The organism is Protofrankia sp. BMG5.30 (assembly GCF_001983005.1).
GTDB lineage: Bacteria > Actinomycetota > Actinomycetes > Frankiales > Frankiaceae > Protofrankia > Protofrankia coriariae.
The window spans coordinates 1-21,124 of record NZ_MOME01000064.1 but is presented as its reverse complement, the minus strand read 5'-3'; the positions used below and the strand labels follow the sequence as shown (position 1 = coordinate 21,124).

Below are 21,124 nucleotides of genomic sequence, written 5' to 3'. Positions count from 1 at the left end.
CAGCGCACCCCGAGCGGTTCGCGCGCCGGCCACGGCCACCCCGTCTACCCGAGACCGTGTGGATCAACCAGCCAGTCCCAAGCCAACCGAGTAACGACCAACTGTCTCATTTGACTTGACATCTACCGTAAGGCCCTGCAAGCCGGCGGAGCGTACGGCCCAAATCTGATCAAGAGTKATCTCATCTTGCAACTCGGTCAGAATGACCTCGCCGATCTCACGACCCCGAATCCTCTGGGCGTCGCCGGAATCGAAGACATCATCCCGTTCGGCGTCGCGGTCGCCGCTGCACACGTCTACTGCCAAGAGTTCGTACCCACCGTGGACGTCGTCGCCCTTCAGCTCGATCAGTCGCAGGTCTACGACGACGCGGTCAAGACCTCGCCGAACCGGGGAACGCTGAAGTACCTCGAATCGGCCATCGGCGCGCGAACCGGAACACCCAGCTTCCATCTGGACAAAGTGGCCTTCTCTCGGGCGGTCATCGACGTTCTCGCCGGCAAAATGCCCGGGCTCACTGCCGCTCCTGACGACATCAAGGTGGCCCATGAAAACTTCCGGATTCTACTCACAGCGCTTGCCAAAGCACAACGGGACGCGGAACGGGCTGAAAGTGTCGAGAAAATTTCGAGCAGGATCAATCGAATCAAACGCGACTTTGTTCGGACGCGCCGCGGTTCCGCCCGCCGCGAAGATGTCCTCAATCTGATCGAGGAGATCTCTAGCCAACTCGACAACTCGCGCGAGGCCGAAGATCTGCGCCGGCAGATGCGTGGCTGGGAGGAGGACTTCGCGTTGCTGGTCGACCCCCGGGAACCGGTCGAAGACTTCGCCGCGCTGCTCAGAGCGATCCAATCGCTGGCCTACCGCGCCGTCCGCACCTCGGCCCGCACCGACACGTGACCGGCGCCCTCGCCCAAGCCGGCAACACGACCGTGCCGAACAGGTCGCGCGACCCCTCCACCCAGGTCCAGGCACTGGCGGGCGTGGCGGCTGCGCTCGCCCCCGGCCGGCAACCGTACGGCGGCAGCGGCGAGGCTTCTCGGGAAAGCTCTCGGCATTGGCGACTGGACCCCGTCTGCCACTCGCTGTCATCGCTGACGTGAGTCCAGACACGGTGCGCGTGATTGCGGATGTGGTGGTCAGAAATGTCGAACGCTGACCACGGGTTACAAGAGGATCCGAGGCGAGCTTCTCAAGTTCGGCCACCGCGTCAGCGCATCCACCATCAGGTTGACGGATTCCGCTGGGCCGCCCAGTGACCTGTCCAGATCACGGCTCCCGCATCGTCGTACCTTCGGACCTGAGGCGGTGGAGTTCCGCGGTGATCCACGCCGGTCGTCGGACCGTTGTCCTCGGCTGCGATCCCGCGCCCACCGAGATCACGAGGCTCGCGCGGTGAGCACGGGATCGGGGCCTGCCCGTCGATCACGTGRCCGGTTGGGGCATACCGTCGAGGCGRCTGGAGACGTTTTCGATCTGGCTGTGGATGTCGCTGCGTAGCTGCGCGACCAGTTTGYGCGCGGTGGGAGTACCGACATGGAGGCGCTTGCGCAGTGTTTCCGCGGAGATCGGGCGCTGGTACTGCTGCCAGTGYAGCACGTCTTCGGYCCAGGCCCGATGGAGCAGATCCTGATCGCGTGCCATGCTATCGGTCTGGAGCGTGCCCTTTCGCGCCGGTCGCATCTCGGTGGTAGCAGGCCGTTCTCGCTGCGCGTGGGGTTCGGCTGCCACGAAGCCGTGCGCGCCACGGCCCGCAGGTGCACCATCCAGCATTATATCAGACCGGGCTGGGCGCATGGCCTGAAGGAGTCCCGGGCCGACCTCCGACCAGCCGATCAGCAGCAGCGGGCCGACGGCGTCGAACGTGGCCTTTCCGTAGTGCCCGGCCAGAAGGGGTTCCGCCACGTTGAGGGCGAGCGTTACCATGCTCGTGAAGATGAGAAGACGTCGCGCTGATCGCAAAACGTTTGCCGGGCCGCCGTGCACGGCGAGGTGCCGCGTGCCGAGCAAGAGCGCGACTACCGACAGGTCCACGGCCGGGGCGACCAACGGTGCCACCCAGATCGGGACGCCAAGACGCAGGCCGAGGGCAAGTACATTGCCGAAGCCGAACAAGAACGTCAACGCGACAACAATCCCGACGATGACCGTCACCAGACGGGCCGGAGTCTCCGGAACCGCCAGGTCGACGGAACGCCTGTTCGATCCGCTTGTCGATGTTGCCGGCCTGGAATTCACTCGGCATCATCCCTGGTCAGGGCCCGGGTAGCGACCGGCCGGACAGTGATTTCAGGGCCAGCAACCAAGATCAGTCGGTTCGGATGCTGGTACACATGGTCCACCCCCGTGACCTGCGCGAACAGGCCACATAGATCGCCATTRAGAGCTATGAGATGTTCTGGTGGTGACATGGTGGTGACGTTGCGACGGCAACTACATGTCGCTCTTTCGGTTGTGGTTACGGACTGTAAAAACTGATGATCGACGGCATGTCCGCATCCCGGGGCTGTTGTGGCTTCCCTGGCGCACCCGATGTGCGGCAGCCTGGCGACGGCGGGAGGAGAGGTCTGCGATGAGCCGGTATGCCTACGACCCTGGCCAGCGTGCCCTCCTCGTCTCCTGAGCTACTGGAACCGGGGATCTGGCCGCAACCGTCGCCACGCTCCCCACGGCCGTTGTCGAGCGCGACGCCTTCCGGTTGGCCGAACAGTTGACCTTCCTGGCTGCGGCGGCGTGGCGTACCTACACCCATCCGGCCAGTGCCACACCGAGTCTGCGTGTCGGCAGCGAAGGCTGGCGTCGCGCCAGCGACCGCACAGCATTCGCCAGTGTGCTCGCCGTGATCCGGCGCCCTCACCTACCTCACAACGGCACCCTGCTGCAGTCCTATGTGATCGTCGAAGAAGCTGCACACCGCGTCGGGCGCGCCCTCCACGCGATCGGGAACCAGAACCTCGCCGAACAGATTCTCGCTGATGTCTCCGCGGAGCTCGACGCCGTCGAGCAGGCTGAACGCGGTGATCTCTCCGGACGGGCCCGCCAGGCCATCGCCCTGACCCGCGCCGACGCCTCCCCCCTCCAGGTCGCTGCCGCCGACGTGCTCCTGGCTGACAATCCCTTCGGGGACAGTCGTTTGTTCACCGAGGTGGAGCCCACCGCCGCCGCGGTCGCAGCCGCTCACTGGCTGCACGTCGCCGCCACGGTCACGGCACGCCAGACCGGACTTGATCCCACCCAGGTCCTCGTTGAGGCGGACAATATCGAGGCGCTTCCCCACGAAAGTCCCACCGTCGTCCTGGAACACATCACCGCCGGGCAGACAGCCCGCCTCGCTGTACTTCAGCTGATTGCCGAAGCCATGGTCGTCGCTGAGGGAGGGATTCCCGACCTCGACGTGCTGCTCGCAGCTGTGGAAAGTGCGTATGCCCGGGCGGAGGCGTTCGGTGAGCAGGCAGAGGAACTCCGGGAGGCGCTGATGCCCCGTCGGCTTACGCCGCTGGACCCGACCCGGCCCGCTACGGATCTTCTTGAAGACCTGATCGCGGGAATCCACGGCTGCTGGCTGCTCTATCGCGACTACGCCGACATCGAATCCGACATTGTCGCCCTCAGCGGGGTGGATGATCCTGACGGCGACAGTACCGGCGACGAACTGGTCGAGGAACGCATCACCACTGCATTCCTCGACCAGATACGCGTCGAAGCAGCCTCACGACACTCCGAACTGCTCTGACTGGCTGGCTTCCGGGGCAGGCTGTGACTGCGGCTGGTTATTTTTCTTTCTGGTCGTGTTCGACCGTCTCGTCGGCATCAAGGTCATCATCGGCCGCAGCGGTCGGTGATCCGGGGAGAGGCGTGTGGTGGGTGCGGGGGACCAGGTCTGCGACCGCCTCCGCAGCGTCTCGGTCAACTTCCTCGAAGATTGTCGTGTAGACGTCGCTGGTGAACTGGATGCTGGCGTGTCCAAGTAGTTCCGAGACCAGCTTGAGATCGCGTGTTGCCCGGTAGGTAAGGCTGGCCGCGGTATGGCGAAGGTCGTGTAGTCGGATGGGTGGCAGCGGTCCGAACGTGAGTGCGGTCTCGATGGCGGCGGCGGGCATACGGTGCCGTCGCGCCAGAAACGCGGTGTCCCGGTTCTTCTCCTGGTGTTCCTGCCGGATGGTGTTGAACCGGGCGATGAGCCGGTCGAACCGTTGTGATACCCCGTTCGGGTTCAACCGACGGCCATCCTCGTGGGTGAACACCCGACCGCAGTCGACCCAGTCCGGTCCGTAGGCGAGACGCTCGGCGTTCTGAGTCGCGCGCCACGCGAGCAGGACGGCGACGGTGCGGTTGTCGAGGCTGATGGGACGGAACCCGGCGTTGCTTTTCGGGTCACCCCATTCGTCCTCGTTGAAGTCGGCGGGGTCTGGCAGGTTGTCCAGGACGTAGGCCGAACCGGCGTCGAGGTCGACTTCGGCCCATCCCAGGGCGACGGCCTCGCCTCGGCGGGGGCCGCGGTAGGCGATCAGATGCCACAGGGGGTAAAGTCGGTCCGCCGCGGCGAAGTCAAGGAAGGCTCCGGCCTGTGCGGGTGTCCACACCATTACCGGGGATGGTCGTCGTCCCGTTTTCTGCCAGGTTGTGATGCGGCCGGTGGTCCATACCAGTGGTTTCGGGGCGCGTCCGGAGGCCAGTTCGACGTACTGTGCCGGATTGTGCGGGATCTTCCGGCGTTTCACGGCGTTGTTGAACGCGCTCATCGTGGTCGCATGCACCCGACGAATCCGGGCCGGGCTCATGGGACGTCGGCGGTCTGGGCTCTCCTGGCGCACTTCGAGAAGACGCCGCAGCAGGGGCGAGGGTTTGTGTTCCTTCGATTTGTGACCAATCTGCCGCATCGCCGCGTAGAGCTGCTCCACATGATGGTCACGCAGGTCARTAAGCCGAAGATGACCCAGGCCCGGCTTCAGGTACAGCCGGATATGGCTTTCGTATGACCGGCGGGTCGAGGGCCGCAGCTTGACCTTCCCGTCCAACCAGTCGTCCAGATACTGGGCGACGGTCAGTTCCCGGTCGGTCTCGGTGTGTCCACCGGTATGTAGTCGGGCCAGTGACTTGGCCAATTCGGTTTCAGCGATCCCACGGGTCGGGAAGGAGCCACCCATCGTTCGTCGTCGACGGCCGTTCTGGCCAGGTGGCACGTCGTGCAGGAACCACCAGGCACCGTGATCCGACCGCTCCAGCCTGGGACAGCTACGGCCGATCTTCTGGCCAGACTGCGGATCACGGCACCCGCACCGCTTGAACACCGAGCCCTTCACCGGGTTCGGCCTTCCTGCCAGGGAGACCGCTTCGCTGGTACCACGCTGGATGGCCGTGGCCTGGTATGCGTCTTCACACGACGGGCATAGATGTTCATGGTCACCTCGTTTCCGGTTTCACTTACGGGGTGACTCGCGCGCCAGCAGACGGTCCCCGTCGTCCAGACCCCACCTCGGCTGGCAAAAGCTCCAGGCCGGACCTGAGATTGTTGGAGGTGGCGAGCGAGAGGAAACAGGGTCGACAATTCACGGCGCAGACGGTCCGGTCCGGCGTCATCGTCCATGACATCGCCATGGCCTTCGCCGTAGACACTGCAGGCAGTGGACTTATGCCGTAAGCGCAGGCTCGCCGAACCTCAACACCTCCCTTCGGTGCGGCTCCGGGAGGATCTTMATCGGTCGAGGACCTCCATGAGGATGCCCGTGCCGTCGGCGCCGACATCGGCCGGCAGGTTCTGCCGTCCGCTGCGTGTGCGCCAGCGGCCCACGACATCCCGCGCACGCCGAAAGGAACGGGCCAGCCGGTGCTCGCTAAGCAGGCCGTACAGCTGCTGCTCCACTCCGCGCCGGACGACGAGAACCCTGCCGTCGGGAAGGGGCATGCGGTGGCTGATGCCGAAGAACTCAAGGTCGGGCCCAAGCCGGAAGGAGGACCGGATGCTGGTGAAATCCGGCGGGGGTGAGACATCATCGTCGAGCGGCAGCTGACCCGATGTCGGCGGTTCAGGCCGCAGYCAGGCCGGAAAGTAGGTGTCCGCGCCGGCTCTGTCACCGGCGTACAGCAGAGACGTGAAGGCGGAACTCCGTGCGAGCATCTGCAGCAACCACCGTCGGCGCTCTGCCGGGACCTCCAGGATGTCGGCCGCACCCCGGATCGGCCGGAGCAGCTCCTCGGAGCGCCAACCGGCTTCGGCTCGTCTGCGTGCGATCTCCTCATCGCTGAGCTGCTCGCCGGACCGGTGGATGTCGGCATCCAGATAGGTGGGGTGRCGCCGGGGGAACAGGAACGGTTCCGGATCCTCCGTCACGATGTCGTCGAATTCACCTGCCGCTCCGGAGAGGAGGTTCTCGTCGCCCGGAGGGTCGAAGACGTGACAGGATATTCCGGCCGTGTCCAGCTTCGTGGCGACCATGAGTCCGGGGGGTGTGCGACCGTCGATCCGAAGGGTTGACAGCTGCACGCTCGCCTTTGCGAGCTGCGCCCTGATCCTCGACATTTCRCCATGCGTGCCTTTGCATTCGAGCAGGTAGATCTTGGTGTGAAAGCGACCTGCTCGCAGTTGGGTGCCGAGCAGGATGTAGTCGGGTCTGCCGAGACTGGAGCCGGCGGAGCGCACTGAGTGACCCAGGGCGGACCCGTCGGCCAGCGCTACCTCCGCGTCCATCGCCTGGAACCGGAATCCGGGGTGGCGGCTGTTCAGCACCGCCCGGGCGAYGACCATCGCGAACCCGATGCCCAGGTGCTCGGACTGCGCGGTCTTGTGGTGGTGCACCACGCGGCTGGTGTCACCGATCGCCAGCTGTGGGAGCGTGCTCACCCCACGGGTACGGGTGGTGAGGGCGCCGCAGTAGCGGACCTGCGCCCAGTGCCGCGCCATGTCGGAGAAGGGCCCGTCGGGGTAGAAGGTGGTCGCGACACCGAGCTCGCGCAGCACGTTCATCGGGCTCGTCCGCACCCAGGGCCGGACCCGTACCAGGCTGGGATCCTGGCGGTAGAGATACAGCGGCTTGGTTGTGGCCAGCTTCGCTGCCGTCTCCGCAATAGCGGCCTGCTCGCTTGGCTCCGACAGTGTTGCCACCACGCCCGGTCTGCCCATCGCCGCGAGGACGTCGCTCATATCCACTGTCGGCTCCGGATGGTCACTGCGACCCGACGGCTGCGCCTACCAGGACCATCAGCCCGCTGAGGACGAGGAGCGAGGAGACGGTGAGGTTTCGCATCGTGATTCGGCGGGGCGCGCCGTCGAGAACGGCCTGCACCTCGCTCTCCCGCGGCGGGATGCGCATCGCCAGCGCGGCACGATGAAAGGGAGACACCTCGTTCGGCGGCCACATCACCGCGCGTAGATCCCGGCGCTTGACCGGGGCGTGGCTGTTGCACCCGGTGAGCCAGCCGTTCACCCACATCTCGCAGATGCCGCCATCTGTGCGATAGGCGCGGCAGAGTGTCGGCCATCGAAACGCAAGCAGGAACGAGATGACGAACATTGCGGCGAATACCCAGGGCCAGGCCACTCCGATCCCCAGCGCCAGCCCGCCGGAGGCAATCGCAAGATAGGCTRCCACGTGGAGGTTCTTCCGCTCGCGCCGACTGAGACTCCGGGTGYTGCGAGGCTGCGAGCGGCCGCGTGGCCGTTTCGATCGGGGCGCGGATCTCCCGCACGCTGGTCTGTTTTGCCGGCCCGAGGGGCGGGAACGTCCAGCGGCCACGACGGACCTCCGGTTCGGGGGAGAAACAATGTCACTTTCTTGATCATTGTGGCGTGTGCGGTGAACGCGGACGAGAAAGAAAACGTGCAGGCAGAGGTGACCGGCAGGGATGGCGACCCAGGTATTTTTAGCACACGATGTGTGGTGTGTGAGGTCGAATCCGGAAGAATTCGCCGGCCGTTCTCGTCGCTTCCGGCCATCCGCCCGCCGGGTGTTCGCAGCCCTCAACGCCGACGCGCTGGACACGGCGCGGGGCATCGCCCCTGGTCGGGGCTCGGGTGGCGACCGGTCGGACATGATTTCAGGGCCAGCAGCCAAGATCAAACGGTTCGGATGCTGGTACACGTGGTCCACGAGCCGGCCCGTCATGATCGCCGACCTTGCGCGGTCTGTCAGGCCCACCAGCACGCCCCGGCGCCCGATGTTCGCTCGAATCGGCCGGCGAAAGGATCGAAAGACGAGTAGCGTCTCTCATCGGATACGCGTCGCCGTCGTGGTGGAGGGAGAATGGCGAACTTGCTGGCAGGCCGGCTGATCGAATCGGCGCGGCTGGAGGCGGGTCTGTCCGGGGCTGAGCTTGCGCGGCGGGCGCGCACGTCGCGGCCGACGTTGGCGGCCTATGAGCATGGGGTGAAGTCACCGACGTTGGAGACCGCGACGCGGCTGCTGGCGGCGGCGGGCTTCCGGCTCGACGCGGTGCCGGTGCCCTCGTTCGAGGTCGTGGTGGACGGGCGGGGACGGCCGTTCACGGTGCCGGATCGGCTGCCTCGGCTCCCGATCCGGCAGGCGTTGGCACGGGTGCGCCTGCCCGTCCATCTGAACTGGTCCGACCCCGATCGGACCTACGACCTCACAGACCGTCGGCAGCGCCACCGGCTGTACGAGATCGTCCTGCGCGAAGGGACGGCGGAAGAAATCCTCGCCTACATCGACGGGGCGCTGCTCGTCGACGCCTGGCCGGAGCTGGTCCTTCCCGCCCGGATCCGGCGCGCCTGGGAACGGGCCGCCCTGCGGTGATCACGTCGTTGCAGCGGGCGGTTGCGCGGATCTTCTTCGGGCTGCCCGAGAGCGCGGGCTTCGCGGTCGCGGGCGGTGCCGCGCTCATCGCACGTTATCTCGTCGACCGCGAGACCCGCGACGTCGATCTGTTCACCGCCCTCCCGCCCACGGCATCGATCCCCGACACGGCAGCGGCGTTCGAACGCGCGGTGGCTTCGCAGGGCTGGGCCACCCGACGGGTCCAGCTCACAGGCAGTTTCGCCAGACTTGTCGTCGAGGCAGGCAGCGAGGCATTGATCGTGGATCTCGGCGTCGACAGCCCGCCGGACGAACCACCCACCCTCACCGAACTCGGCCCGACACTCAGCGCCCATGACCTGGCGGCCCGCAAGACCCTCGCACTGTTCGGCCGAGCCGAGGCACGCGATTTCACCGACGTGCACGACCTGGCGAACGTCTTCACCAAGGAGGAACTCGTCCACCTCGCCCAAACCCAGGACGGCGGCTTCGACCTGCAGGTGTTCGCCGACATGATCGAACCATCGGCCGGTTCACCGACGACGATCTGGGACTGCCCCACCCGGCCGCCGAGCGGCTACGCCACTTCTTCCACACCTGGCGTCAGGAAATCACCGGCGGATGAGCGGCGACCGGCGTGCCCCATCCGGATTTCAGCTCGACCGCGCCCACGATCGCGCTCACCGGACGGGCCRCAGCGTCCGGACCCGCCAGACCTGAGGAACATGTGTTCGACTCGGCGGATGATGTCGTCGGCCGGAGACTCACTGGGCATCGCCCCTGGTCGAGAGCCTTATGGAGACCGGTCGGACAGTGATCTCGGGACCCTGCACCAAGATCAAACGGTTCTTATCGTGGTGCGTTAGGTCCACCGAACATCTGATCATGCCTTTTACCTGCGGTAATGCGATTTACGATCTATCTCGTTGAACTCTGATCGCTGGATCGATGCTGGCCAGGACGTGGATGACCGGTTCGAGTCCCGTTGGAACGACCATCTTGTCGTCGCGCGAACCGCTTGCTTGGCAGCAGTCCCAGCTCGTCGGGTTCCGTCCCGCTCTGGGAGGGACCTTCCGGCCGTAGTTGTTCGTGCCCGCGATCCGGTCCAGGTCCGTGCCGGTCGGCGTGCGGCCCTTGGCCCGCCCGGTCGAGTAGTACGCCCACATCCGTCGTTCGGCGGTTGGCTCGGCCGGCGGGCGAGCCTGGTCCGGGACCATCGCGAGACGCACCAGCAGTCTGGCGGGGCTGGGCTATGGCTCAGCTGCCTCGAGCGGCTGGCTGTCGAGCTTGCTGTGAGGGCCGCTGCGTAGCTGGGCGACCAGGGTCCGGGCGGTGCCGGCGCCGACGTGGAGTCGTTTGCGTAGGGACTCGGCGGAGATCGGGCGTTGGTGATTCTGCCAGTGGAGCACATCCTCGGCACGTGCGCGATGGAGCGGTGGGGCGCGGTGTCCGTCAGCGGGCAGCTGCCAGCAAGCGGCCGGCGTAGAATCGAGCGAAACGAGGATGTCGATCGTTCCGATCGTCTTGGAGGCCGTTCATGACCGCGCCCGCCGGACCCGAGCCGCTCCACGACGAGACCTACCTGCCGGACGAGGACACCGGCGAGATCATCGACTTCCTGGCCGCGCTCCGCGACCGCGGCCGGCGGACCGCCGATCCTCGGCCTCGGCTCACCGGCCCGGACGGGCACAGCGTCGAGCTCCCCCAGCCGATGTTCGATGTCCTCCTGCAGGTCGCCGCGGCGATGAATGCGGGCCTGGYCGTCACGGTGGCACCGCACCATCTGACGATGTCCACCCAGGAAGCCGCGGATCTGCTCCGTATCTCCCGCACCACACTGGTCCGGCTGCTGGAGAACGGCGCCATCCCGTTCGAGAAGCCCAGCCGCCACCGCAAGGTTCGCCTCGACGACCTCCTCGAGTACCRCCGCCGCCAACGCCACGCCGCCGATCTCGCCTTCGCCGACATGGTCGCCGATACCGAGCGTCTCGGGCTCTACGACGTCAGCCCCGACGAGACCCGGGCGGCGCTGAAAGCCGCCCGCAGTAAAGCCGAAGGCTGACCAGATGTTCTCCGCGCTGCTCGACACCTGCGTCCTGGTGCCCAGCAGAGCCCGCGACGTGCTGCTTGAGATCGCCAGCACCGGTGCCTACCGGCCGCTCTGGTCGAGCGAGATCCTGGACGAGCTCGAACGGACCCTGCACACACTGCTCGGTAAGCGCGGAATCTCGGCAGAAGAGACCGACGCCTACCTCACCCGCCTCTTCCGGCAGATGAGGATCGCCTTCCCGGACGCGCCCGTGACCGGCTGGGAACGGCTCGTGCCGACCATCGAACTCCCCGACCCCGACGACCGACACGTGGTCGCCGCCGCCGTGGYCGGCCGAGCCGACGTGATCGTCACCGACAACCTCGCGGACTTTCCCCCCGCTGCGCTGCCCGCACGCCTGACCCGCCAGTCCCTCGACGACTTCCTCCTCGACGAGCTCGACATCCACCCAGACCTCGTCGTCACGGCCGTTCGTGCCATCGCGGCCAGGACCGGCAGATCCGGCCCCACGCTGACCGCCTACGACATCGCTACCTACCTGCATACCCACGGCGTCCCAGCATTCGGCGAGCACCTTCTCGCTGCACTCGATGCGAGGACAACATCGGCTCCGTAGTGACCTAACCCGGCTCGTCAACGCGGCTACGGTACCGACGATCACGGTCACGAGACGGGCCGAAGCGTCCGAAACCGCCGGACCTGCGGAACGCGCGTTCGATTCAATAGATGATGCAACGGTCGGCGCGGTCACGGGCATCGTCCCTAGCCAGGGCCCGGGTAGCGACCGGTCGGACAGTGATTTCAGCGGCGTTCACCGAACTCGCCCAAGCAGTCTGATCAACGCGGCGTCCCGGGCCTCGGTGTRCCGCGCGACCGCAGACGCGACAGCGCTGGCGGAGGCTCGTCTGGTGTGACCCAACGACCCCGGCCTCCAGCAAACCCGGGACAGCTCACGGCGAGCATCGAACTCGGGCCRGAAGGCGTCACTCGTCCCGGGTCCTCAGCGCCGGCTCGAGGCCTGCGGAGCGTCCTGGTTCGGTCCGTCTTGAACATGTCGTCCTGAATGTGGCCGATGGGGCGGCCCCGTTGGCCGCGGTGAACAGCGTTTGGTGGGCGTGGATGAAGTCATCGATCGGCCGCGGCGGCTTCCCGGTGAGCCGCTCCTGCTGCCTGCCACTGGCTGGTGCCGAGCGCGAGGAACGCCGCCTCGACGCCCTCGAAGGCGCGCCGCAGCACGGCCGGATCATCGAAGGCTCCATCGACGATCTCGAACTCGGTGGAGTTCCCGCCTGAGTCGACGAAGCTCGCCACCACCTTCTCCCGGTTACGGACCAGCGCTCTGACCGGGACGTGGTCCTTCCGGAGTAGATGGGTCAGGTGGCCGGCGACCCGGCCGGTCGCCCCGATGACAAGGGTGATCACGGTGGGTCCCTTCGGTCAGGCGGCTGGTTCGGCCGAGCCGGTGGCAGCGGTGGCGGCGCGCAGTGGGTGGTTGGCCCACTGGCTGCGTACGTCCGGGTAGAGCAGCTCGAGGTCGCGGGGAAGTGCCTGTTTGGTCTGCTGGCTGACCGGGTCGACCAGCACCTCTTCCGTGCCTGCCTCGACGGCGTCGAGCGCGTGGGCGACGACCACGGCGGGCGCCAGCTTCGGGCCGGTGACCCGGGCCGCCATATCGGTGTCGACGTAGCCGGCGTGCACGGCGACGACCAGCGTGCCCTGCTCGGCGAGCTCGACGCGGACGCCGTTGGTCAGCGACCAGGCCGCTGCCTTGGAAGCGCAGTACGAGCCGATCGCGGGAAAGCTGAGGAAGGACAGCACCGAGAGCATGTTGACGATCACGCCGCCGCCGTTCGCCGCGAGGACTGGGGCGAACGCACGGGTCACCGCGAGGGTGCCGAAGTAGTTGACCTCGATCTCCTCGCGGGCGCCGTCAAGGCCTGGCGCACCGACCAGTGGCCCGCCGCGCACCACCCCGGCGTTGTTGACCAGCAGCGTTACGTCCGCGCATGTCCGGGCCGCGGCCGCGATGGCCGCGGGGTTCGTCACGTCCAGTTCGATCGGGACGACGCCCGGTCCGCCGACGGTGCGTGGGTCACGGGCGCCGGCGTACACGGTCTTGGCGCCACGCTCGACGAGCGCGCTGGTGAACGCCTTGCCGATCCCTCGGTTGGCACCGGTGACGAGTGCGACGGCGCCCTCGATGTTCACGACGTCCGACCCGGCTCGATAGTAAGTTTCAACATAAAACTAACTCTAGCGAAGCGAGTCTTATGAAGCAACTGACTCGTGTCGAGGGCACGCGATGCGCCAGCCTCGAGGGCCTGGACCGCTCTGCCGCGTGGTGCTGGACGTCGTCGGCGAGCGGGGGAGCATGCCGACCGTGCGTGACGCGACGCTCGGGCACCCGCCGCTTCCTGTGCCGTCACGGTGTCGATCTCATCGGCCCCCACCAGACCAAGACCCACAACACCCTCGGCTTCTTCACCCACTACCCGAACCGACTAACGCCCGCGGGTGTCCCGGGAGGGGGCGCCTGGGGGCCACGCCGATCAGCCGGTCATGCGGGGCGGAGTCCTGCATGACCGGAGGAGACTGCGGCGCCGGCCGGCGCCTGACACGGACTCAGCTGTCGCGAGCGGGCGGGACCATCGCCGGGTCGACTCCGCCCGGGCCAGGCACCGCGCGCATGTTCGAGACCCGCAGCTCGGCCCCGCATTCGGAGCAGTGCGGCACCGCCGTCGCGACGTGCCCGCAGTCAAGATGGACCATCTCCACCGGCGGTCCGCCGGTGGCGGCCCACCGGTCACCCCACTGGCGCATCGCCGTCAGGACCTGCCACAGGTCGCGGCCCTTCTCGGTGAGGCGGTAGTCGTACCGGGCCGGATGGTCCTGATAGGGGACCCGCTCGACCACCTCATGGCGCACGAGGTGCTCCAGCCGCTGCGTGAGCACGTTGCGGGCGACGCCGAGCCGGCGCTGGATGTCGTCGAAGCGCGTCACGCCGAACGTCAGGTCCCGGACGATCAGCATCGTCCACCAGTCGCCGACCACCTCGAGGCACCGTGCGACGGAGCAGGCCCTGTCCTCGAAGCTGACCCGACGCATGACACGCAGCCTACACAGTTTCTTGAAGAAACGGACTACGTAGCCAACCTTCGCGGTTGGCTGACCAGCGTCACCGGTCGAGTGTGCCTGCTGCCTCGTCACGGCGGCGGCTGTCCTCACCGGTGGTGGGCACATCGGGGCGCTGTACGAGCTGGCCGGGGACGAACCGTTCACGATGACCGCGCTTGCCGCCGAGGTGTCCCGCCAGACGGGCGAGGAAATCGCCTACCAGGACCTTCCCCCGGCCGAGTTTGCGAAGGCGCTGGTCGGCTTTGGCGTTCCCGAGATGTTCGCCGACATCCTCGCGGCCTCCGACGCCGCGATCGCCCAAGGCGAGGTCGACAGCGACCGCCGCGACCCGAATCGCCTGATCGGCCGGGCCACGACCAGCCTGGCCGACGCCGTCACTGCGGCCGTCAAGGGCTGACCGCCTACTGGCGCCCGACCCGCCGGCTGACCACAGGACCGATAAACGGCGAATGGCCGCCGCCCTGTCTGTCGCGGCCTGCATCCTTCCGCACGGTGGACAATGGATGTATGGCCGCACCGGGATTCGGCGTCAACGCGGTCGACGTGGGCGGGGCACCGATGCTTCTCACCGTGACCAGCGGCGGTGAGGTGGATTCATCTCGCCCGCGCGGCGGACTCGGCGTCTCTGGCCGGGGCGCGGTCCACGACTTCTATTTCGACCCGTCGAGACCGTGGCTCTCGCCCACGGCCACCCACTATGCCCGGGACGAGCTCCTGGCACCCCGCTGGGCCGAGACCACAGCGTGCGGCAGAGTGTGGGGCAGTGATGGTCGGCGGGGAGGGCGGCCCGCTGAGGAAGGACGGCGGGGTGGCCTTCGCGCCGACCTGCCGCCGCTGTCTCGCGCTGATCGACCGCTTTTACCCGATGCCGCACGCGGACCAAAGACTTTCGTTGGTCGCGCAGCTCGCGGCTGATGTCGTCTGCGATCAGGGATTCGCGGAGGTGCACGGCGTTCCGGGCGACCAGCAGACGGAGCTGCGGAAGCGGATCCGGAAACTGGTGCGCACGAGGACCGGTCACGGGACCAAGATCTTCTGTCGCGAGAGCACGATCTACGCGGAATGCCGCGAGATATACGACCAGCACGCATCGGCGCACGCCCGCGTGGCGGCGGAGGCCGTCAGCGAGTTCCTTACCGCCGGCGGCGAAGCACCCTCCCGACGGCCCGCCGACTGGGTGGTCTCCTGGGAAGCCTGGGATGTCGATTGAGCTGACCTGGGTTCTTCCGCAAGGTTGGGTGGCGGAGGACTCGGCCGTAGGTCGGTGGCTCGGAACGTGCGGATGGGTCAGGCATGGTTCAAGGCGGGTAGTGGTTGGCGGGTGAGGATCGGTCGGCTATGAGTCCGTCCGCTGGTAGGTGGTGGCTTTGCCTCTGCCGCCGAGTTGACGGACCAACCCGCGGCCGCGCAGGCTCCGCAGCGCCTTGCGGATGTTCGGAGCGGACAGTCCGAGCTCCTCAGCAAGCTCGCTGACCGTTCTTCCCTGGTGGGTCAGGGCCTGGTGGACGCGACGCTCTGTGGCACCGAGCGCGGGTTCGGTGGTCACCACGGGTGGGGCGGTCGTGAACTGGTGGATGACGACAGTGAACCGGATGCCGCTGTCCACGTAGTGGGCTGGCGGCAGGCCATGGTCGGCGAGGGCTTCGGTGACGGTGGGAATCCCGCTGGCGAGGGCTTCGATGACCCGAGCTCCGGTCTGCGGGGAGCGAACATGCTGGCAGATCGCGACCAGTCTGGCGTTGCGGGCGGAGGTCACGGCGTCGCGTCCGAGCCGGTCGACGGTGATGCCGTACAGGCCGCCGGGGCTGGCCACTACCAGGCGGTCCCGCAGCAGCCGCACTTCGACGGCCAGCCCGGCGGACCAGTGGTCGAGATCGCGGTGGATCAGTGCGTTGGCGACCAACTCACGGAAGGCGACGAGTGGATAGATCGGACGGTCACGAACGCTGCCGTCCATCTCGGCGACGATGGCGGTGTCGAAAGTGCGTCGGGCCCAGAGCAGCGCTGCATCAAGCATCCGCGGCACCGGCCCGCTGATGGTGACCTGGTTGCGGGCCCGCGTCGCAGGGGAGTCGGTGGGCAAGGGCTGCGCGGCGGCCTGGATGACGTAGCGAGGGAACCACTGTTGGGGATGGACCCCGAGAGCGAGCAGTCCCGCGACGGTCGGCTGCCCGCCATCCATCGTGACCCCAGCCCGGCGCAGGAGCTCGGTATCGTCGGGAAAACGGCCGAGTCCGGTCGGGTCGCGCTCGCGGACGGCGAGGAGGAAAGCATCGACGAGTTCGGTGTCCAGGTCGTCGACGGTGGCGTCCTCGACAGGTGAACGGTCGAACAGCGGTGGCTGGCGAGCGGCCAGAAACCCCTGTTCCTCCACGTCAGACAGGGCGTAGTCGCCGTCGTAGCCACGTAGGTACGCCGTGCCGGTCGCGGTGACGCGACAGGGCTTGGTCGACCGGTCGCACTCGTGGACCTGCGCAACCACGACCGCAGCGCCGTCGACATCCCCGTCGTCGATCGTGAGACGGACCGGCGGAGTGAATGCCCGGGCCCTGGCAGCCAGGCCCTGCTTGAGTATCTGCGGGTCGCTGAGCTCGACTGGGCGGAACCCGGCCCGCTCATCGAGCCCCAGGATGATGGTCCCGCCTCCGGGCTGGTTCGCCAACGCGCTCAGCGTCGAGGTCAACGAGGCGGGTAACCCGCCGGCRGCAGACTTGACCTCCACCTCGGTGGTGTCGCCTCCGGCGGCGCGCAGGAAGGAGATCATCTGGCTCACGTCACGCGGCACACCCAAATGTAACCACGGCGGAGTTACATTTGGCGTGCGGCGGTTACATTTGGCGGTCGCGACTGGCGCCCCAAGATCGGAGAACGGGGAAGATTGACGATGGGACGGTCGGCACTGGCTGCGAGGGGTATCGACCGGCCGCCATCCCCTCGATCACAGGAAAGTCGACGTGACCACAGTGCCCAGCGGTCACGATCACCAGGCGGCCTGGAAGTAGGCGGAACCGCCCGGCGTTCGGAACGCTTGTTCTACTCGGTAGACGATGTTCTGGTCGACGCGGTCACCGAGCATCGTCCCTGCTCCGGGCACGTGCGGCGACCGGTCGGACAGTGATTTCAGGGCCAGCAACCAAGATCGATCGGTTCGGATGYTGATACACATGGTCCACCACGCTCCGTAGCTAGCCTCTGACCTGGGTCAATAGGTTTGACCTATTAGTTGGACTGTTCGGATGTCGTCGAAAAGGGCAGGTAGATGGCCTGATCGTCTGGTTCGTACGGAAAGATGGTCCTTGCTCGACGGCCCTCGTGCAGCTGCTGTGAGTGACATCGGAGTCTGTGGGGCGACGATGCGGGGGGCGCGGAGACCGTGCTCAGGGCCAGGCTCAGCCACGGCCTGAATCGCGCTGGCTCCACGCGTCGCACGTACCGCGATGAACGCCGAGGCGGTGCAGGACGAGTGGCCGGCAAGCCCGGATCAAGCGGCGCGGCCGTGCAGCACCCGGGCCGCGCTAGGTCCGCGGCTGCGCGAGCCGGCCCTCGACAGTAGATCTCGTAGGCTTGTGATCTGCTGACGACACGGCTCGTCGCGGCGGTCCRCCGGCGTGAGGGCGATCAGGCTCCAGCCCATGCAGCGCGACGTTGGCGCCACTCAGGCGGTACAGCGGAAGGGTTTGGATGAGCTTCATCCAGTGGGCGCAAAAAGATCCGAATACGATCGAACAGGCCATCAAGGCTTTGGTCGTCGAGCTGTACCCAGGCGCCAGGCCGATCGATGGCCGCGGCGGTGACGACGGTCGTGATCTTCGCTGGGATTCGACTGAGGGTCTTGTCATATTCGAGATCAAGTCTTTCGCGGGTGAGCGCCTCAAGCGCAGCCAGAAGAGGAACATCGAGCGTTCACTCAAGCAGGCCTCGGAGCATAATCCGGCTCGCTGGATCCTCATTCTTCCATTGGCTCACTCGCCCAGTGAGGAGCAGTGGTTCGATCAGTTGAGTAAGCAATATCCAACGATCCACCTGGAGTGGTGGGGCATAGATTGGCTCAACGTCGAGTTCGGGAAGAGAGAGTACCTTCGCCGCCTTGTCGAGGGCGAGGAGTACGAGCTGCTCCGGCGCGCCCAAGAGTTCGAACGCGAACAGCAAGTTCCGTCGACTATTGCAGACTCAATTGCTCGAATTAATGTTGTATCGAGTCGCTCCCAAGAACTTTCACCCTACTGGCGAGCGGACTTCGCTACCGCACCGGAGGGCGTTACAGTCACCTACAATGAGCGATTCCCGGGGGCTGCGGCACTCGATCCTCTCCAACTGCGTGCAACCTTCAGCTTTCCTGTCGGCGATAGTCTCGCTACGGAGGTACAGCGTCGACTGGCTGACGCGCTCGACTATGGCGACGACGTCGAGATTGATGGTCGCTATGTGGCAAACTTCGAGGTCTTGGCTTCGCCTGCCAGCCGGGAAATGTTTGAGACCRCCAGTCCGTTAGAGCGTCTGCGGATCACTTCTCTCGACCGCACGGTTGGTGAAAACCTGACCTTCCAGCTGGTCATCGTGACACCTTCTGGTAGGATCAAGGGCCGCCTTCCTCTCCAAGTGGACCAACACACGAGTGGGCGCAGAGGGGTGCGCCTGAAGGGGTGCGACACCACGAGGAGCATTGAGGTAGACCTCACCATTGATCGCAAAGAGCAGGGCGGAGGCGCATCCGCCCGAATCACATGGCGAGGGGTTGCGGGGAAATTTCTCTACGCGATACGTCCAGCGTTCGAGATTTTTGGTCGCGCCAATGGGGAAGACCAGATTGAATTGCGGATCGACGATCAGAGTGTGGTCCGACACGCCATTGGTATGTCGCAGTTCCTTGCCGAGGCCAAACTCTGCGCCGACATGGTAGTGGCTCTGGAGAAACTACAGAATCACTGTGGGCAGATCTTCCCGATACCCGACGATCTAACCTATCGTGATGCCCTCGATCTAGTGGYCGCCGCGAGGCTTTTGTCCGGCAATCCGGTAGCGACCGGGAACACTGCGATCACGGCAACCATCAAGTCGGGGCATCTTGCCGGTTTCCTGGAGGTCGCAGGGCCTCTCGTCGAGACTCGCGTGAGAGCGGAGATGCCAGGCTTCGGTGTTACCTGTGGCATTCACCAAATTGACATTGGCAGAGTCTCTATGACGACACCGCTTGTGCGCTTGGTAAATCTCGCCGAGCTAAGGGCGATGGCAGACGACTCCTTGGAACCGGTCGCTCGTTACGAGTGCGTCGACGGTGAGAGCATCTATATGCAACTCATGGCCGACTGATCGGAACGTCAAGCGGCCATTGATTTAGCCGAGTCAGGATTGTTACGGTAGAAGCAAAGGGTAGCCTTGCGCGCGTTCCTCGCCGGATCGAGCTGGTCGCAGTTCCTGCGTGCTCAGGCCCGTGGCATGTTGGCCTGCGATTTCCTCGCCCGGCATACTCCGCGACCCACCCGAACGACTGCCACCGTCGTTTGTCGGTCGGGATGACAGCCCCTCAGCCGTCGGCGTCCGCGCTGGTCGCCCGGCTCAACCCGGCCGCGAAACACGGCCGGGCCTTCGGCTCCTACGGGTTCTACAAGTCGATCGGCTACACCCTCGGCCCGCTGCTCGGCGGAGTGCTGGTCTGGGCCGGCGGTCTGCGGCTGCTGTTCGCCGTGCTGGCGCTACTCGGCGCGGCGGTCGCCGGGTGGGCGGCGCTCGCCGTCCCGGTCGTGCCGCCCCTGCCCAAAGCCCGGCAGACGGTGCTGGACCTGGCCCGCAGGCTCGCCGATCCGGTCTTTCTGGCCCCGACCGGCGCGCTGGCCGCGGCGACCGCCGCCCTGTCCGTCGGCGTGGGCTTCCTGCCCGTCTCGGGCCGAGCCGCCGGGCTGGGGACAGTCACCACCGGCGCGGCCGTGTCCCTGCTCGCCGCCTGCGCGACACTCGTGCAACCCCAGGCCGGCCGTGCCCTGGACGAGGGGCGCCTCACGACTCGGTCCGGCCTGACCGCCGGCCTGGCGATCACTGCCACCGKGGTGGCCTGCGCGACGCTGCCGGACCGGGCCGGAGTACTCGCGAGCGCGACCCTGATCGGCGTGGGCACCGGCCTGATCACACCCCTGGGCTTCGCCGCGCTAGCCGCGAGCACCCCTGCCGCCCGGCTGGGACAGACCATGGGCAGCGCCGAAGTCGGCCGCGAACTCGGCGACGCCGGAGGACCCCTACTCGTCGCCGCCGTCGCCTCGCTCGCCACCCTCACCTACGGCTACGCAGCACTCGCGATCCTCCTCGCGGCCGGCGCGGCACTCGCCCTCGCGCACCGCCGCACCACGACGCCGACAGCCGAAACAGAGACCTGATCACCAGCAGTGGCCGGATCGTTGGAGGGCGTGACCGGCCAGTCGCTGGGCACCAGCCTCRGTCGAAGGCGATGGTGCTGGTGCTGCCCTTGGGCGGGCCACAATAGAGCTCGCCGGGTAGGGCAAGTAGTTGACGAAAGGTTGTTGGTTCGCGGCCTTGGACGTGGAGGTTGTCGCGGTAGCGCGCGATGGTTTCGCCGCTCCGCGGGCCACCCGTGCGATGAGCCATCAGAGCGGGCGAGCCGGTCGTGTCAGAACCTCTCGACCAGTGAACGTAGGTTGCGGTGGAGGCTCGTCTCTCTTCCTAGTGCTGTGGCCCGATACGTTCACCGATTTTTGCGATCATGCTGCGGTGGGCAGGGGTCGTCCGCCCCAGCGGATGTGTCTCTCGCTGCGGATACGGGCCCGTTCCCGGCGCTGGGCAGCCAGCACGTCGGGGTGACGGGCGTGAGCGTTGCGCCAGGCCAGGTAGTCGTGCAGCGCGCGGGTCTGGACGGTGTGGTTCGGATGCTCGCTGTTAGCGATCGTGAACTGGCGCAACGCGCCGAAGTGGGCCTCGATCGGGTTCGCCCAGGAGGCGTAGGTCGGCGTGAAGCACAACTCGGCCCTGTTCCGCCGCGCCCAGGACCGGATCCTCGTTCCGGTATGCGCGGAGAGGTTGTCCAGGACGATGCAGATCGGGGCGCCGTCCGGACGGGCCGCGCGGATCGACCGCAACGCGGCCAGGGTGTTCCCCGTTCCCTTACGACGCCGGTTGACTCCCCACAGCCGATCCTCACCAACCGAGTAGCAGCCGTGGAAGTAGGTCACCCCCTGGG

General features: G+C 66.6%; 19 protein-coding genes and 2 pseudogenes. 10 read left to right on the top strand and 11 right to left on the bottom strand.

Going from position 1 to position 21,124, the window contains the following annotated elements:
* Nucleotides 1-186 precede the first annotated feature (186 nt).
* Nucleotides 187-903 carry a hypothetical protein gene (locus BL254_RS23400; RefSeq protein ID WP_047225034.1) on the top strand — a complete coding sequence of 239 codons (717 nt, stop codon included), beginning with the start codon at nucleotides 187-189 and terminating at the stop codon, nucleotides 901-903.
* 525 nt (nucleotides 904-1,428) lie between these two features.
* On the opposite strand, the gene BL254_RS23395 is transcribed toward BL254_RS23400, so the two are convergent.
* Nucleotides 1,429-2,241, bottom strand: coding sequence for a hypothetical protein (locus BL254_RS23395; RefSeq protein ID WP_076845178.1), 813 nt, complete (start codon nucleotides 2,239-2,241; stop codon nucleotides 1,429-1,431).
* 472 nt (nucleotides 2,242-2,713) lie between these two features.
* Here BL254_RS23395 and BL254_RS23390 point away from each other — a divergent pair, with 472 nt between their 5' ends.
* Nucleotides 2,714-3,736: a hypothetical protein gene (locus BL254_RS23390; RefSeq protein ID WP_254858465.1), complete on the top strand. Its 1,023-nt coding sequence runs from the start codon at nucleotides 2,714-2,716 to the stop codon at nucleotides 3,734-3,736.
* Between the two features lie 37 nt (nucleotides 3,737-3,773).
* On the opposite strand, the gene xerC is transcribed toward BL254_RS23390, so the two are convergent.
* From xerC to BL254_RS23375, 3 genes are all read right to left on the bottom strand, one after another.
* On the bottom strand, nucleotides 3,774-5,108 hold the full coding sequence (gene xerC, locus BL254_RS23385; protein WP_254858463.1) for a tyrosine recombinase XerC: 1,335 nt from the start codon (nucleotides 5,106-5,108) through the stop codon (nucleotides 3,774-3,776).
* A 554-nt stretch (nucleotides 5,109-5,662) separates the two neighbouring features.
* Nucleotides 5,663-7,144 carry a hypothetical protein gene (locus BL254_RS23380; protein WP_076845176.1) on the bottom strand — a complete coding sequence of 494 codons (1,482 nt, stop codon included), beginning with the start codon at nucleotides 7,142-7,144 and terminating at the stop codon, nucleotides 5,663-5,665.
* A 22-nt stretch (nucleotides 7,145-7,166) separates the two neighbouring features.
* The gene (locus BL254_RS23375; RefSeq protein ID WP_076845174.1) at nucleotides 7,167-7,592 is read right to left on the bottom strand and encodes a hypothetical protein; all 426 of its coding nucleotides are present in this window, start codon (nucleotides 7,590-7,592) and stop codon (nucleotides 7,167-7,169) included.
* A gap of 651 nt (nucleotides 7,593-8,243) precedes the next feature.
* Between BL254_RS23375 and BL254_RS23370 the strand changes: the two genes are divergently transcribed.
* Together BL254_RS23370 and BL254_RS23365 are read left to right on the top strand one after the other, a co-directional pair.
* Nucleotides 8,244-8,753 carry a helix-turn-helix transcriptional regulator gene (locus BL254_RS23370; RefSeq protein ID WP_047225030.1) on the top strand — a complete coding sequence of 170 codons (510 nt, stop codon included), beginning with the start codon at nucleotides 8,244-8,246 and terminating at the stop codon, nucleotides 8,751-8,753.
* A complete protein-coding gene (locus BL254_RS23365) occupies nucleotides 8,750-9,619 on the top strand; it encodes a nucleotidyl transferase AbiEii/AbiGii toxin family protein (protein WP_047225029.1) in 870 nt (289 codons plus the stop codon). The genes BL254_RS23370 and BL254_RS23365 overlap by 4 nt, the downstream gene beginning before the upstream one ends.
* Nucleotides 9,620-9,664: 45 nt before the next feature.
* Here the strand turns inward: BL254_RS23365 and BL254_RS23360 are convergent, their stop codons facing one another.
* Together BL254_RS23360 and BL254_RS28835 are read right to left on the bottom strand one after the other, a co-directional pair.
* Complete coding sequence (locus BL254_RS23360; protein WP_139342471.1) at nucleotides 9,665-9,970, bottom strand: hypothetical protein; 306 nt, start codon at nucleotides 9,968-9,970, stop codon at nucleotides 9,665-9,667.
* A 33-nt stretch (nucleotides 9,971-10,003) separates the two neighbouring features.
* A pseudogene (locus tag BL254_RS28835) lies at nucleotides 10,004-10,186 on the bottom strand (hypothetical protein); the annotation flags it as partial.
* A gap of 104 nt (nucleotides 10,187-10,290) precedes the next feature.
* Here BL254_RS28835 and BL254_RS23350 point away from each other — a divergent pair.
* The gene (locus tag BL254_RS23350) at nucleotides 10,291-10,815 is read left to right on the top strand and encodes a helix-turn-helix domain-containing protein (RefSeq protein WP_076845171.1); all 525 of its coding nucleotides are present in this window, start codon (nucleotides 10,291-10,293) and stop codon (nucleotides 10,813-10,815) included.
* 4 nt (nucleotides 10,816-10,819) lie between these two features.
* On the top strand, nucleotides 10,820-11,419 hold the full coding sequence (locus tag BL254_RS23345; protein WP_076845169.1) for a PIN domain-containing protein: 600 nt from the start codon (nucleotides 10,820-10,822) through the stop codon (nucleotides 11,417-11,419).
* 509 nt (nucleotides 11,420-11,928) lie between these two features.
* Here BL254_RS23345 and BL254_RS23340 read toward each other — a convergent pair.
* The 3 genes from BL254_RS23340 to BL254_RS23330 form a co-directional block, all read right to left on the bottom strand.
* Nucleotides 11,929-12,225: an SDR family oxidoreductase gene (locus tag BL254_RS23340; protein WP_076845167.1), complete on the bottom strand. Its 297-nt coding sequence runs from the start codon at nucleotides 12,223-12,225 to the stop codon at nucleotides 11,929-11,931.
* A gap of 15 nt (nucleotides 12,226-12,240) precedes the next feature.
* Complete coding sequence (locus BL254_RS23335) at nucleotides 12,241-13,011, bottom strand: SDR family oxidoreductase (RefSeq protein WP_076845165.1); 771 nt, start codon at nucleotides 13,009-13,011, stop codon at nucleotides 12,241-12,243.
* Between the two features lie 414 nt (nucleotides 13,012-13,425).
* A complete protein-coding gene (locus BL254_RS23330) occupies nucleotides 13,426-13,908 on the bottom strand; it encodes a helix-turn-helix domain-containing protein (protein ID WP_047225037.1) in 483 nt (160 codons plus the stop codon).
* 175 nt (nucleotides 13,909-14,083) lie between these two features.
* Here BL254_RS23330 and BL254_RS23325 point away from each other — a divergent pair, with 175 nt between their 5' ends.
* Nucleotides 14,084-14,335, top strand: a complete 252-nt coding sequence (locus BL254_RS23325) for a hypothetical protein (protein ID WP_052914954.1) — start codon at nucleotides 14,084-14,086, stop codon at nucleotides 14,333-14,335.
* Nucleotides 14,336-14,704: 369 nt separating this feature from the next.
* On the top strand, nucleotides 14,705-15,148 hold the full coding sequence (locus BL254_RS23320; protein ID WP_052914953.1) for a hypothetical protein: 444 nt from the start codon (nucleotides 14,705-14,707) through the stop codon (nucleotides 15,146-15,148).
* Between the two features lie 126 nt (nucleotides 15,149-15,274).
* Here BL254_RS23320 and BL254_RS23315 read toward each other — a convergent pair whose 3' ends face one another.
* Nucleotides 15,275-16,702, bottom strand: coding sequence for an ATP-binding protein (locus tag BL254_RS23315; protein WP_235433831.1), 1,428 nt, complete (start codon nucleotides 16,700-16,702; stop codon nucleotides 15,275-15,277).
* A gap of 917 nt (nucleotides 16,703-17,619) precedes the next feature.
* Between BL254_RS23315 and BL254_RS23310 the strand changes: the two genes are divergently transcribed.
* Complete coding sequence (locus tag BL254_RS23310) at nucleotides 17,620-19,248, top strand: hypothetical protein (protein ID WP_076845162.1); 1,629 nt, start codon at nucleotides 17,620-17,622, stop codon at nucleotides 19,246-19,248.
* A gap of 215 nt (nucleotides 19,249-19,463) precedes the next feature.
* Nucleotides 19,464-20,306, top strand: a pseudogene (locus BL254_RS23305) (MFS transporter); the annotation flags it as partial.
* Nucleotides 20,307-20,648: 342 nt separating this feature from the next.
* On the opposite strand, the gene BL254_RS23300 reads toward BL254_RS23305, so the two are convergent.
* Nucleotides 20,649-21,124 (bottom strand): transposase (locus BL254_RS23300; RefSeq protein ID WP_175648466.1); only part of this gene is annotated, 476 nt, incomplete at its 5' end.

Coding starts and splice junctions, on each gene's coding strand:
- BL254_RS23360 (WP_139342471.1), bottom strand. CDS start 9,970: ATGGTCCCGGACCAGGCTCGCCCGCCGGCCGAGCCAACCGCCGAACGA.
- BL254_RS23370 (WP_047225030.1), top strand. CDS start 8,244: ATGGCGAACTTGCTGGCAGGCCGGCTGATCGAATCGGCGCGGCTGGAG.
- BL254_RS23320 (WP_052914953.1), top strand. CDS start 14,705: ATGGTCGGCGGGGAGGGCGGCCCGCTGAGGAAGGACGGCGGGGTGGCC.
- BL254_RS23325 (WP_052914954.1), top strand. CDS start 14,084: ATGACCGCGCTTGCCGCCGAGGTGTCCCGCCAGACGGGCGAGGAAATC.
- BL254_RS23330 (WP_047225037.1), bottom strand. CDS start 13,908: ATGCGTCGGGTCAGCTTCGAGGACAGGGCCTGCTCCGTCGCACGGTGC.